This is a genomic window from Microcoleus sp. Pol8_D6, from assembly GCF_036700965.1.
GTDB lineage: Bacteria > Cyanobacteriota > Cyanobacteriia > Cyanobacteriales > Microcoleaceae > Microcoleus.
Map to the genome: position 1 here is coordinate 1 of NZ_JAUBPW010000107.1, position 14,675 is coordinate 14,675.

The 14,675-nt window shown below is 46.4% G+C and carries 9 protein-coding genes; 4 read left to right on the top strand and 5 right to left on the bottom strand.

Going from position 1 to position 14,675, the window contains the following annotated elements:
• Positions 1-238 precede the first annotated feature (238 nt).
• Positions 239-388: a hypothetical protein gene (locus tag QUA10_RS27315; protein WP_333085678.1), complete on the top strand. Its 150-nt coding sequence runs from the start codon at positions 239-241 to the stop codon at positions 386-388.
• A 138-nt stretch (positions 389-526) separates the two neighbouring features.
• Positions 527-3,709 carry a CHAT domain-containing tetratricopeptide repeat protein gene (locus QUA10_RS27320; RefSeq protein ID WP_333085677.1) on the top strand — a complete coding sequence of 1,061 codons (3,183 nt, stop codon included), beginning with the start codon at positions 527-529 and terminating at the stop codon, positions 3,707-3,709.
• A 105-nt stretch (positions 3,710-3,814) separates the two neighbouring features.
• Here the strand turns inward: QUA10_RS27320 and QUA10_RS27325 are convergent, their stop codons facing one another.
• The 5 genes from QUA10_RS27325 to QUA10_RS27345 form a co-directional block, all read right to left on the bottom strand.
• Positions 3,815-6,796 (bottom strand): cation-transporting P-type ATPase, encoded by a 2,982-nt coding sequence (locus QUA10_RS27325; RefSeq protein WP_333085676.1) that lies wholly within the window; start codon positions 6,794-6,796, stop codon positions 3,815-3,817.
• 122 nt (positions 6,797-6,918) lie between these two features.
• Complete coding sequence (locus tag QUA10_RS27330; protein ID WP_333085675.1) at positions 6,919-8,292, bottom strand: DUF4365 domain-containing protein; 1,374 nt, start codon at positions 8,290-8,292, stop codon at positions 6,919-6,921.
• A gap of 121 nt (positions 8,293-8,413) precedes the next feature.
• Positions 8,414-9,463 (bottom strand): ParA family protein, encoded by a 1,050-nt coding sequence (locus tag QUA10_RS27335; RefSeq protein ID WP_333085674.1) that lies wholly within the window; start codon positions 9,461-9,463, stop codon positions 8,414-8,416.
• A gap of 182 nt (positions 9,464-9,645) precedes the next feature.
• Positions 9,646-9,846: a hypothetical protein gene (locus QUA10_RS27340; protein ID WP_333085673.1), complete on the bottom strand. Its 201-nt coding sequence runs from the start codon at positions 9,844-9,846 to the stop codon at positions 9,646-9,648.
• 236 nt (positions 9,847-10,082) lie between these two features.
• Positions 10,083-10,670 carry a hypothetical protein gene (locus tag QUA10_RS27345; protein ID WP_333085672.1) on the bottom strand — a complete coding sequence of 196 codons (588 nt, stop codon included), beginning with the start codon at positions 10,668-10,670 and terminating at the stop codon, positions 10,083-10,085.
• A gap of 66 nt (positions 10,671-10,736) precedes the next feature.
• On the opposite strand from QUA10_RS27345, the gene QUA10_RS27350 reads away from it, so the two are divergent.
• Both QUA10_RS27350 and QUA10_RS27355 read left to right on the top strand, forming a co-directional pair.
• Positions 10,737-12,332, top strand: a complete 1,596-nt coding sequence (locus QUA10_RS27350) for an NAD(P)/FAD-dependent oxidoreductase (RefSeq protein ID WP_333085679.1) — start codon at positions 10,737-10,739, stop codon at positions 12,330-12,332.
• A 389-nt stretch (positions 12,333-12,721) separates the two neighbouring features.
• On the top strand, positions 12,722-14,479 hold the full coding sequence (locus QUA10_RS27355) for an NFACT RNA binding domain-containing protein (protein ID WP_333085671.1): 1,758 nt from the start codon (positions 12,722-12,724) through the stop codon (positions 14,477-14,479).
• Positions 14,480-14,675 lie beyond the last annotated feature (196 nt).

The window sequence follows — 14,675 nt, forward strand, 5'->3', positions numbered from 1 at the left end:
TCATTAAATAATCACATCGGTGCGATTTGGTATTTTATCCATCACTACAATTTATCATTACTTGTTTAGGACTACCCATAATTTTTGGGAAGCGCTTCAAAAGTTTCGTCAAGAAAACAATTTAGAAGAAGAAGGAATTGAGCGGGAGGTTTTTGAGGGAGTTCGGGATAAATAGTATAGATCGGCGATGCTCCTAGTGGTACAATAGGTAAAAATTAATTAAGAGGTAGATATAACTATGCAAATCAAAGGCCTCAAACGGGGTAATTTTATAGAAATTGCAGAAAGCCTGAACATTCCTGATGGTTCAGAAGTTCTGATTGAGGTGCCGGACGCTCCGCGCACAAACAATGAGGAAAGGCTAAAACGTTTACATCCAATATTTTGAGCTTGGAAATACGAGACTGAAAATGGGAGAAATTTTTGCCGAAATTGATAGATAGAGGCATAGTTATTTTGGCAGACAAATAGACTTTTTGAATGATTAGAGTATTGGTTAATTTGATGAGGAGAAGTAGGCAAGGTTATGAAACGAATTATTATCAGTGTTTTGGCTTTGGGTTTGTGTTTGACTCCTCTGACTGTGCCGCCGATCGTGCAACCGAGTTGGGCGCAAAATCAAAATTTACAGGTTGAAGAATTACAGAGACTTATGCAACAAGCAAGGCAGCAACAACAGCAAGGACAACCCCGACAGGCAATAGAAAAATGGCAGCAAGTTCTAGCTATTGCGCGACAATTAAAAGATAGAAAAATCGAAGCTTTCGCACTCAATGATATCGGTTTAGTTTACGACAGTATTTCTCAACCGCAAGAAGCGTTGAAATACTACAACCAAGCTTTACCAATTTGGCGAGAAGTGGGCGATCGCTCAGGCGTTGCCACTACTTTGAGTAATATTGGTGTAGCTTACAACAGTATTTCTCAACCGCAAGAAGCATTGAAATACTTTAACCAAGCTTTACCAATTAGCCGAGAAGTGGGCGATCGCGCAGGCGTTGCTGCTACTTTGAATGATATTGGTGCAGTTTACAACAGTATTGGACAACCGCAAGAAGCATTGAAATACTATAACCAAGCTTTACCAATTAGGCGAGAAGTGGGCGATCGCGCAGGCGTTGCCACTACTTTGAATAATATTGGTGAAGTTTACAACAGAATTTCTCAACCGCAAGAAGCGTTGAAATACTACAACCAAGCTTTACCAATTATGCGGGAAGTGGGCGATCGCTCTGAGGAAGCTGCTACTTTGAGTAATATTGGTGCAGTTTACCGCAGCATTGGACAACCCCAAGAAGCATTGAAATACTATAACCAAGCTTTACCAATTAGGCGGGAAGTAGGCGATCGCGCAGGCGTTGCTGTTACTTTGATTAATATTGGTGTAGTTTACGAAAGCATTGGACAACCCCAAGAAGCATTGAAATATTATAACCAAGCTTTACCAATTACGCGGGAAGTGGGCGATCGCTTTGGGGAAGCTACTACTTTGAGTAATATTGGTGCAGTTTACGGCAGCATTTCTCAACCCCAAGAAGCATTGAAATACTACAACCAAGCTTTACCAATTAGGCGGGAAGTGGGCGAGCGTTCTGGGGAAGCTAATACTTTGAATAATATTGGTGCAATTTACAGCAGGATTTCTCAACCCCAAGAAGCATTGAAATACTTTAACCAAGCTTTACCAATTACGCGGGAAGTGGGCGAGCGCTTTGGGGAAGCTACTACTTTGAGTAATATTGGTGTAGTCTACAACACAATTTCTCAACCACAAGAGGCTTTGAAATACTATAACCAAGCTTTACCAATTTTGCGGGAAGTAGGCGCTCGCGCAGGCATTGCTACGACTTTGAATAATATCGGTGGGCTATATGATAGCATTTCTCAGCCACAAGAAGCATTGAAATACTATAACCAAGCTTTACCAATTTGGCGAGAAGTGGGCGCTCGCGCAGGCGTTGCTCTTACTTTGAATAATATTGGTGCAGTTTACAGCAGCATTTCTCAACCACAAGAGGCATTGAAATACTATAACCAAGCTTTGCCAATTACGCGGTCAGTGGGTGATCGCTCACTAGAAGCTAATACTTTGAATAATATTGGTGCAGTTTACAGCAGCATTTCTCAACCCCAAGAAGCTTTGAAATACTTTAACCAAGCTTTACCAATTAGGCGGGAAGTAGGCGATCGCTCTGGGGAAGCTACTACTTTGAGTAATATTGGTTCATTCTACCGACATACGAAGCAACCAACTCAAGCGATCGAAAATTGGCAGCAATCCGTCCAAATCACCTTAGAAATGCGGAGTGGCTTACAGCGAGAAAATCGCCAAAAGTTTTTAGAAGGTAAAAGAGACCCCGCAGTTGCACTTGTTGACATCCTCATCGATCAAAACCAAGCCGATCGCGCCTTCCAATGGCTCAACATCACCACCACCGCCGATCTCGCCGACTACACCCGTTTAATTGACGCCAAAGTTACCAACCCCCAAGCACAAACAGCCATTGACGAGTGGAATCAAAAAAATCAACAACTCCAATTCATCCGCCGCCAACTTGAAGACAAATTCTCAGAAAATCTCTCCCGACAAATGCGGGAATTAGAAGCAGAAGTCAACCGCCAAGCCGAACAAATCTCCCGCAGTTTCCCAGAAGTCGCCGAACTATTTGAAACCACACCCAAAGACATCGCCCAACTGAAAGCAAGTATCTCACCCGGAACCGCAGTCATTCAACCCGTCTTGCTGACAAATGCCACAAATGTTCCCAATACGATCGCCCTATTTGTCTTGACAAAAGACAGTTTAAGTGTTAAAAAAATTCCTATTAATCCCGAAGAATTCGACAAACTCCTCACTCAATACCGCGAACAACTGCAAAATACTGGCGACACTAACTTCACCGTAACTGGCAGCAAACTCTACGAAATCCTGATTCGTCCCGTCGAAGACCAAATCAAAGCTACTTCCGCCAAACAATTGAGCATCATCGCCACAGGAAAACTGCGCTACATCCCCTTTGAAACCCTGTATGACGAACAAAATGATGAATTCCTCATCCAGAAATATCCCGTCAACTATCTCACCCGCATTTCCACCAGGTCAATTCCCAATTCGACTTTACAAGGCGGAGTCTTAGCATTAGGAAATCCCATCCCCCGTGCTCCGCAAAATTTATCCGGTTCGGAAGAAGAAGTTAGAAATATCGCTCAATTATTGCCGCGAAGTTCCGCCTATATCGGCAATGCCGCCACCCTCGACCAATTTAAAACTCAAGCACCCCGCTTTCCTTTTTTACACCTAGCAACTCACGGCTGTTTCCAACAGGGAGGCTGTCAAAAATTGGGGATGGAGGAAAATACACTGCTATTTGCTGACAGCCAATTCAATATTCGCGATGCGGCGTTATTAGGATTGCAAAACACCAGACTCCTCACCTTAAGCGCGTGTCAAACTGCTATGCAAGCAAATTCTAACGGTGAAGAAATATCGGGAGTTGCCTATGTATTTGAGCGTGCGGGCGCACAAGCTGTGATGGCGAGTTTGTGGAGTGTTGATGATTCCGCTACTAAAGATTTGATGGTTGAATTTTATCAAAATATCAATAAAGGGATGAGTAAAAATGAAGCTTTGCGGCAAGCTAAATTGAGTCAAATTACTCGCCATCCGTTTTATTGGTCGCCGTTTATTTTAATTGGGGATGCGCGGTAGTTACTAACAGGCGGAACAGTTTACCCGATCGCATTTTCAGATGTAGCTATATCCGTAAATGCGATCGTCAGCAATTAGGAGTAGGAAGTGTTCACAAAATTCAACCTAATTACCTTTCTGGCTCTGATTCAGAATCAATTTCCCAGGAAACACGACTTTTCGTAGTTCTTCTGCTCCTAAAATGATCGGTGGACACACCAGCAATAGCAGCCATTGCCAGGGTGCTAAAGGTGCTGTTGAAAAGATGCGACTCAACAATTCGTTATTGATCACTAGCACCACTAAAATCCATTCAATGACAATTCCGAGCCAGATTTGTGGATTAGAAAAGAATCCCAGCCGCAGAATTGAGCCACGTTCCGATCGGCAAGCAAAGACATTGCCCGTTTGACAAGCCACAACCGATGCCAGAGTCATAGTAATGGCTTGAGTATAGATGGCGATCGTAGCGGCATCTGCTGAATGAGACAGAATGCTTGGGGTTGCTGCTTGTAATTCTGCCAAGTCATAACCGTAACTCCACCACACCAGAAAAAATGCTGCCATCGCTAGGGCAGCTTCCAGCAATCCCAAGAAGCCATAGGCGCGCAACAGCAGAGACCGATCGAGAAGCGGTTGCGATTTTTTCCGGGGGGGCTGCTGCATCGTTCCGGCTTCTGCCCGTTCTGCACCCAATGCCAATGCAGGCACTATATCAGTTCCTAAATCAATGGCAAGAATCTGCATGATCACCAGTGCAGGAGGAATCTTCAACGCCACCATGAACAGAAATGGTACTAATTCCGGCAGGTTTGATGCCAGGATGTAGGTCATAAATTTGCGGATGTTTTGATGCACGGCTCGCCCCTCCTCGATCGCGACGACGATCGTCGCAAAGTTGTCATCGGTGAGGACAATATCGGCGGCTTCTCGTGCCACATCGGTGCCATTCATCCCCATCGCTATGCCAATATGGGCAGCCCTTAATGCTGGAGCATCATTGACTCCATCCCCCGTCACCGCAACTACATCCCCGATCGTTTTATACGCTTCCACCAGTCGCAGCTTATGCTCAGGAGACATCCGAGCAAACACTAGCCCCGATCGATATTTCAGAATTTGTTGCAATTGAGCATCCGACAGATGCCCCATGCCTTCACCCGTTACCACCCGTACAGAATCGGTAACTAATCCAATTTTGCGGGCGATCGCCTCAGCAGTCAGTCCATAGTCACCCGTCACCATCGTCACCTTAATTCCTGCCTGATGGCACTGAGCAAGAGCGTCTCTTACCTCTGGACGGGGCGGGTCAAACATCGCCACCAGACCAATAAAAATCAAGTTTTGCTCTAAGTCTTGCGATCGCAAATCCAACATTTCACTCCCCCCACGGCGCGCCGCCACCCCCAAAACCCGAAAGCCCTGCTGGGCTAAATCATCGTTAGCCGCAACTATTTCATTCGAGTCGGATTGAGTGAGTTCGGAGAGAGTTCCATTCCGCAAGATAGATGTGCAGTGTCGCAACACTTCCAGCGGTGCTCCCTTGGTAAAAGCTAGGTTCGGCAAATCGCTATTCCATAGCGCGGACGATCGCCAGTCCAGCACCACCGTCATCATCCGGCGACGAGAATCAAAAGGCACTTCGCGCAAGCGGGGAAGCTGTTTTTGCAAAGTTTCCAGATTCAATCCGGCTTTGGCAGCAGCCACCAGCAGAGCCGCTTCTGTTGGATCGCCAATTTCTTGCCAACGGCTAGGCGCTGTCAGGTGAATCAACCGTGCATTCGAGCAAAGTGCCGCCCCCGTAAGCAGCAAATTGACTTTCCAGGATTCTTCAAAATTCGCGGGAATCTGAACCTCACCAGCCGTAGGATCGTATCCAGCGCCCGTCACTTCAATTAGAGTCGGCGTCATCGATGGATGAGATTTCTGCTTCCCGTTAAGAGGTGGTGAGACAGCCGACTCTTGGCTGGCAGGATTTGGGCTGTTCTCGGAAGATTCCCAGGGAAGCCACAGATAATGCACCGTCATTTCGTTTTTAGTCAACGTTCCGGTTTTGTCGGTGCAGATCACCGTTGTAGCGCTCAGGGTTTCCACAGCCGAAAGACGACGCACCAAAGCATTACGGCGCACCATTCGTCGCACTCCGATCGCTAATGACAAAGTAACAGTCGGCAGTAAGCCCTCTGGCACCAGCGCCACAATGATCCCGATCCCAAAAATAAAGCTCTCTTTGAGCTCCATCCCCACCAGCAGGTATGTCAGCAGAAATACCAGAACTCCCATACCGAGGGCGATCGCAGTGATGATCCGCACAATATCAGCAACCTGCACTTCCAACGTGCTGGGTTCCCGTTTCACGACAGCAGTGAGATGGGCGACGTGACCAAACTCGGTTTGCGCTCCCGTGGCATACACCACAGCAACCCCCCTTCCTGACGAAACCGTCGAGCCTGCCAGTACCAAATTTGGGATTTCCGCCAGATTGACCTTTTCTTGTAAGGGATGTTCGCCCGCTGGTATCGTTTTGCCAGCCCGGATGGATGCAGCTTCGCGCACCCGCACCGGATGAGCGTTACGGGCAACAGGAAGCGATTCGCCAGTCATTACAGAAATATCCAGATACAGGCTTTGATCTGTGACTAACCGAGCATCCGCAGAGACGCGATCGCCCTCTTCCAACTGCATCACATCTCCACGCACCAGTTCCTTTGCCGGAATCTGCTTTAGTTCCCCATTCCGATACACTTTTACCTGCATCGGCAACACATTCTTTAAGGCCGCTAAAGCCTGCTCTGCTTGAAACTCTTGCCAAAAACTGAATACAGCATTAATCCCGATCACCGCCCAGATTGCCCAACCTAATTGAGGGGTTCCCGAAATGAATGCCAAAATCCCTGCCACCCATAGCAGCAGGGCCATAAAGTGCCTTAACTGATCGGTAAATCTTAGCCACAGAGGTCGATGTGCGGGTTCTGGCAACTCATTCGTACCAAATTTTACGAGTCGATCGAAAGCTTCCTCATCAGATAACCCGTTCTCGCTGATTTCAAAGGATTGATATACATCTTCTGGTGATAGGGTCCAAATTGGTTGATGCGATACTGCCATACATCCCCACCCTAGAAATAGTTAATGCAATCATTCTTGGCATATTTTCCGACGAATTTACGTAAACTTAATTTTTCTTACAATAGTGAGTTTGAGGCTAAACAACTACCAATTTCTCATCTTTATGAGGTTGGGAAATCTTTTTCTTTAAAATCACATGGATATAGCGATGGGTTTGCATAGGACTGATTGCGAGGTAAAAGCCGTTTACACAATTGTAGTTTCTCTTGAATATCAACGGGCAAGCTAGAGACTAAAATCTCCGTAGACACCCGAAAACCAATATCAAAATGACAGGTGGAACTACCCCGATCTAACTCAGTAGATCGCATCGAAGGTATGATGGATGTCAAATCATCTAAAAATCCTCCTCCTTTCAAGTAAAGATTTCTATCGTAGAAACCTGTATAACGATGCCGAGGAATGTCATGGCTTGTACCCTTCCCAATAAATCCCTCGTCATCAAGAGCGCACCATTCCCAAACATTACCTAATAAATCAGCAACGCCCCAAGGGTTTGTTCGTTTTCCTGTTGAATCAATAATAGCGGGCGCAGATGCTCGGTGATGAACACTGTGAGTGATTTTTAGAAAATCAGTAGGGTTGTGGGCTGGAAACTCATTGCCAAATGCAGCAAAGTCCCATAGCTTAGATGTTGGAAGTTTTACATAACAACCGTACTTTTCAGACAGCCAATCACAGTAAAGTGATGCATTCCAGTAGGAAATACATACAACTGGTTGGTTCGGATCTCGAAAACTCTCGTTTTTCCAGGGGTAAAACGAACCAGACCAGTGATTAGCTAGCAGTATTTCACCTAAATATTTCTCTCCAACTGGTTCTCTAACCCATTGTTCTTCTACACACCCTTTGTACTGTGCATTTGTAATGGGATGTTTACTTATGCATAACGCTTTACCGTTTTCTGGATAAACGGGTAAAACGGCTAGTGTAATGTTATGATGCCAAGCAATCTCGTGAGGAACCCACCAAAAAAAGGAATCATGTCCGCTTTGTCCTTCTCTTGAAATTCCAATGAGTTCTGCAATACAACTACTATCTAACCTTTGTTTAAAAGGGACTATGATTTTCCATCCTTGTTGAGTTCGTTCAATACAGGTAGGTGATACCTTAGCCCACCAACACTCTTGAGAATCTGGATCGCATAGAATAATAAGAACTGGCAAAGAATAATTTAGATAGTAGTCAAGATGTTTTAATTTACCTCGAAAAATGTATCCTTCCGAAGTTGTCTTATCTAAGTAGGAAGGACCACATTTAATTTGTGAGGCGATCAGTCTTCCAGTTCCATATGTTGTACCTGTTGTTTGTACGCCAGTTGTCAACACTTCAATGTAAGCATCAATTCCTAAATCATACTCCTGAGGTAACTCTCTAAAAATCCACCCTAACTGATCGCTAACAGCCTCATCGACTATACGAACTCCTATCCTTTCAAGTCTTTTGCTGTGTGGAAACTGAGGCAAGTTTGTCATTTTGAATTCTCAGCTCTCATGTGGGTTGCGTCGCATAGCTTTTGCTTGGGCTATAATGGCGAGATTGTCCGTCACAATTTTGTTGTCAAATTCTCCAGTTTCTAATTACAGAATCAGATTTTTACAACTTTTCGACAAGTTTCTCAATCACTTCATGGCATAATTTTCTTTGTTCGTAATTAATTTGTATATCCTCCCCATACAGTTTATACTTACCTCGCGCCAGCATTTCACTTAATGGTAATCCTAGATTGGCTGCTACTACACCAGCACTATTAAAATCTCTCAATTCACAACTATAAGCACTTTCAAATTCCTCTTGAGTATAATCATGTAGCTCTCCATCGACAAAACGGGACTTATTTTTTTTGTACTCCACAAACATTTTATTCACTGCTTCATTCGATAGTGCCTTGAAAGCCCGCGCTGCGCCCTTTTTCTGAGTAAATCTATTACCTAGTAAAAGCGCAATTTTTGGTCTTTGTATTTTAAAAATATCAACTTTCGCAGCGAAAGTGTACTTTCCATAAACTGGGTGTGATTTCTCAGTACCCCAAATCAAATTAAACAATCCAGATATGGCATAAATTGATGAATCATCAGCATTGATAGGAACCAATAACTTTTGCCCTGAGAGAATTGCAATTTGTGTATAAATTGAGAAGCTGGGATTGGTATCAATAAAAAATGTTGTTGGCTTGTCTAATATAGTACGCTCTGTCAACTTTTTTATAATTGAATGTATCTCAACCCAAGGAGAATCCGTGCTTGACAACGGTGTTGCATCAGCTCTTTCGGCCAACAAAGGAGCTATCAACTCAAGATTTCCGTCACCAGCCATTAAAAAAAGGTTTGACGGTAGTTTTGAGTTGCTTTCATTTAATTGAATTAAATATTTATTGACATCCGTAGTGTCATTCTTTAGCACACTATCTGTCAAATAACCGACAACAGTTTTAGGAATATCTCCCATAATTAGTTCCTGAAGACGAGATTCTGCACCAGTACCGCCTCCCATCAACATCATTGATGAGTTTGCTTGTGGACACATATCTATAACCACCACATTTCGATCTTGATTCTTCTCGGCATACATAGATGCAATGTGGAAGGTAATGGTGCTCTTACCGACACCACCCTTGTTGTTCCATATAACATAACTCTTGTTCATGAATAGTCTCCTAATCTTACCTAGTCTAAGTCTACTCTGATCTTGTACCTGATCCTGAAAAACGGATTTTTAGCCAAACAACAACGAATTGAAGTCGCCCTTATCGATTTCTCATGTCGCGTAAGTTTAGCGTCATCAAAGATCCACCCACCACAGCAACATATGGGTGTCGAGGAGATAGCTCATTCCCATTGCTGTAGTTCCTTTTCTGGTTGGGGTTCACACAAAACGTCGCCGAGTTGTCCGGTAAGTAAACCGGGAGTGCGGGGCTGTACACGTTCTCTCCCTAAACCCAGGCGAAAGTAGTGAATCAAGTCATAAAGTTGTGCGAGCTTATCTTCGGGGATGTCTTGCAGTCCTTGGATAATCTTCTGGCTCAACATAAATTCAATTCTCCGAGTCTATGCCATGCAAAACCATAAGTCAAATAAACGGAATTAGCCACCCTAGCATTATCCTACGGCACCAAGATACCAGCAATTGCCGGGTTGAGTGCCGCATAGCCTTCTGAGTTAATATGCAGAAAATCTCGACTGTATTTCGGGTCAACCATCCCCTGGGAATTCACCAATAAGGGGCTGCGATCAAAAACAATTACTCGATCGCCTCCTCAATTCCTCTAAACTCTCCCCCACAAAGCCAATCCACCGCCTCTTCCCCTAGCCGCAATTATCCCATCTTCTACCAGAAAATATGCAAAAAATGCCTGCTTCCCCACACTTAAACTAAAAAAATCCGCCTCCCGCGCTTCTCCACCTCGAATAAATCCTTGATACACAGTTTTACCCAACAATTTCACCGTAATTCTGGTAAAATCAAAAGCTAAAATGTTTTTATTAACCAAAAACTTAGTCGGCCCCGAAAGAGTTAGTACGATCGCCCCAACTTGCACCGAATTTTCCACCCTGCCGATTTCGCTATTCTTTTCCCCTTCAGCAACAGGTTCGGCCAAATAAGCAATTTGAATTTTCGCAATCCACTCAGGGATGTAACGTCCCGCACCCAAGACAATTCCCGCTTTTTGTCGAGTCTTTTTCGTGCCCGTGATAAAGCAGAGTTGCCAGTTGCCGATTAATTGCTCGAAAGAATAGCGAATTTTATTTTTTTTCGCGTTTTTCTCGGCTTCTAGGAGGGCGGAGACTACGGCGTTGGAAGATGGTTTAGAATTAGATTTAGCGGCTTGTTCGAGAATAGATATATTTTCCATTTAATATACAAACCAGTTTTATTGTTGGTAACAGAGATAATATTAGCTGATGTAGCGGAGAAAAACATGGTTGCGATCGCCCCCACAGACACAGAAATCATCGTCATAGGCAGCGGAATTGGCGGCTTGAGTTGCGCTGCACTGCTTGCCAGATATGGCTTTGACGTGATTGTCTGCGAAAGTCACTCGATCGCGGGCGGCGCCGCACACGGTTTTGAACGCGGCGGATTTAGCTTCGACTCCGGGCCCTCCCTGTACTCAGGATTATCCTACAGCCCGTCTGCGAATCCGCTGCGGCAAGTTTTGGATGCGATCGGCGAAAAACTCCCCTGCATCACCTACGATACCTGGGGTTGCTGTTTGCCAGAAGGCGATTTCGACACATCCGTCGGCGCGAGTCAATTTGGCGAAGTGCTCGCACAACTGCGCGGCGCGGCAGCAGTCGCCGAATGGCGGCAACTCCAGCGCATCATGGAGCCCTACGCCAAAGCTGCCACAGCCTTGCCCTCCCTGGCTTTGCGCTTCGATTTGGGCAGTGTTTTTACCCTCGGTCAATTTGCGCCGGCTTTCCTGCAAAGTGCTGGCGACGCGATCGCACTTGCAGGCCCTTTCAGCAAAATAATGGACAAAAATGTCAAAGATCCCTTTGTCCGAAATTGGCTGAACTTGTTGTGCTTCCTGCTGTCTGGACTTCCCGCCGACGGAACGATCGCAGCCGAAGTCGCTTTCATGTTCGCCGACTGGTATCGCCCCAATGCAGTTTTAGACTATCCGATCGGCGGTAGTGCAGCCCTGGTAAACTCCCTGGTACGCGGTTTAGAGCGCCACGGAGGGCAGTTGCTGCTAAATTCCCACGTTGCAGAAGTTTTGGTCGAAAACAACCGGGCTGCAGGCGTGCGGCTGCGATCGGGCAAAATTATTCGATCGCACAAAGCCGTCGTCTCCAACGCTTCCGTTTGGGATACCCTGAAACTGTTACCTGAAACCTCAGTCCCGCAAAGGTTTCGGCAACAGCGGCAGGCGACCCCCGAGTGCGACAGCTTCATGCACCTGCATCTGGGAATTGATGCTGCCGGAGTGCGATCGGACTTGGCTTGTCACTACATCTTCGTCAAAGACTGGGAAATGGGCGTTTCTGCCCCTCAGAACGTCGTTCTCGTCTCGATTCCCTCCCTCCTCGACCCCCACCTCGCGCCTCCGGGAAAGCACGTCATTCACGCATATACCCCCGGAAACGAGCCTTACGATTTGTGGCAAAAGCTCGTGAAGCGAAGCTATCCCGTAGGGAATCGCACCAGCGAAGAATACAAGCTGCAAAAACAAGCGCGCGCCGAGGTAATGTGGGAAGCCTTAGAGAGAATTATCCCCGATATTCGATCGCGCTGCGAAGTCACCTTAGTTGGGACACCCCTAACCCACGAACGGTTTTTGCGCCGCCATCGCGGTACCTACGGGCCCGGAATTCGGGCGGGTAGCGGCTTGTTTCCCGGGCCGAGAACGCCTTTAGTGGGGCTGTTTTGCTGCGGAGATTCGACGTTTCCGGGAATTGGTTTGCCGGCTGTTGCTGCTAGCGGTGCGATCGCTGCCAATACGATCGCACCTTTGTACAAACATTTGCAATTGATTCGGGAAGTTATATCGATTCCGGTTGCACCGGAATGATGTTGACTGTGAAGTCGAATTTACTCTTCCGAGGCTAACGGATTTGATATTATTAGTTAGTTGTTATTAGACATCTCCCATAATTCTTGTGGAACAGCCACCGTGCCTGTTCAAAACCTGCTTTTTAGGAGATGTTTATTAGTTATTTGTTATTTGTTAACGGAATTATTGAAGCGCTTTCCTAGCGTAGGATGCGAAGCAAGAGCAAACAATAATTGTAAATACAGCAGTTCTCAATCTTGGTGAGGTATGCCCTATGCCCTATGCCCTATGCCCTATGCCCGCTTATCAAGCGTACACCTCATGTTACTGAGAAAGGCTATAGTTAGTAAAATGTGACCGATATCTGTCAGCATAGAAATAGATAGTTCGATCGCAAAGAGGCCACCGTGCAACCCGTAGACTTTACAACTTTAACCGCCACTTGCAGCGAACTGCGAGCCCAATGGCTGCCAGCGCGCTTAGAACAAGTCTACCAGCGCGATCGCTTCACCGTGTCCCTAGCCCTCCGCACCATGAAAGGGCGCGGCTGGGTTGACCTTTCCTGGCATCCTGTGGCCGCCCGCATCTGCGTCGGCGACCCCCCGCCCCGCATTCCCGACACCTTCACCTTCAGCGAACAACTGCGCCACCAACTCAGCGGTTTAGCCTTAGTTTCCATCGCCCCCGTGGCATCCTGGGAAAGAGTCATCGACTTGCAATTCGCCAAACGCCCCGGAGAACCCGCCCTCTGGCACCTCTACGCCGAAATCATGGGCAAGTACAGCAACGTCATACTCACCGCCCAAGACAACCTCGTTGTCACCTGCGCCCACCAAGTCAGCGCCAAACAGTCTACCGTCCGTCCCATCCAAACCGGGCAACCCTACGAAATGCCCCCGTCTTTGACCGATGCAGTGCCGAGTCTGAGCGAATCTCAAAACCGCTGGCAATCACGAATTAGCCTGGTTCCTGGGAAATTAAAGGGCAATCTGTTGAAGAATTACCGAGGGACGAGTAAAGCCTTAGTTTTGTCAATGATTCGATCGGCTTCTTTAGACCCCGAACAATCCACCGACAGCCTCAATCCCGACGAATGGCAGCAACTATTTCAACGCTGGCTATACTGGCTGCAATGCCTAGAAAACTCCAAATTTCACCCAAGTTTTACCCCCGAAGGCTACACAGTCATCGATTGGCCCGTCCCAGAAAATCACAATGTAGGGGCGGTGCCTCCGTGCCCGCCCTCTGATGCTTCTTCCGTTCAAGAAATACTTAACAGCTACTACACAGGCCAAATCAATCAAGAAGTATTCGCCCAACTGCGGCATCAGCTTACCCAAAAACTCAACAACGTCCTGGCAAAACTGCGCCTCAAAGCCAACACATTTAAAGAACGCTTACAGCAATCTGCAGACGCAGACACCCACAAATCCCAAGCCGACTTGCTGATGGCAAATTTGCAGCATTGGGAACCGGGAATGAAATCAATTTCCCTCCCTGACTTTGAAACTGAGAAACCAGTTATCATTCCCCTAAACCCGGAAAAAAATGCGGTTCAAAACGCTCAAGCAATCTACAAAAAACACCAAAAACTTAAAAGAGCCCGCATTGCAGTAGAACCTTTGTTAGCCGCCGTACAGGAAGAAATCGACTATTTAGAACAAGTTGAAGTCGCACTTTCAGTATTGGAAACCTACCGCAACACCCAAGATTTGCAAACCCTCGCCGAAATCCGCGAAGAACTGATCCAACAAAAATATCTAGACGTACCAGATTACCGCAGTACCGACAAAAATGCTGCGATCGAATTTCACCGCTACCAAAGCCCCAGCGGCTTTGAATTATTAATCGGGCGCAACAACCGCCAAAATGACCAACTCACTTTTCGCACAGCCAACGACTACGACTTGTGGTTCCACACCCTAGAGATTCCCGGAAGCCACGCTTTGCTGCGTCTCAAACCCGGTACTGTTGCTGAAGAAACCGATTTGCAATTTGCCGCCGACATGACTGCTTACTACAGTCGCGCCCGCCACAGCGAACAAGTCCCCGTGGTTTATACAGAACCGAAATATGTATACAAGCCCAAAGGCGCAAAACCGGGTATGGTTGTATACAAGCAGGAGCGGATTGTTTGGGGCAGACCGCAGCAAGCTCCGGCATAATTTATATAAAGTGAGTAAAATGGTTGATCGGCAAGCGAAACTTCGTTTTTACCTCAAATAAGCTGTTTGGAACCGATAAACCTACGCAGAAACCGGATTTTTGAAGCCAGCTTTGGTTATATAGCAGTCGCCAAGGCGGTTAAGACGTATACTGGAAGTAATCCGGAATCATGCGATCGCGAAACCCATGCCCAAA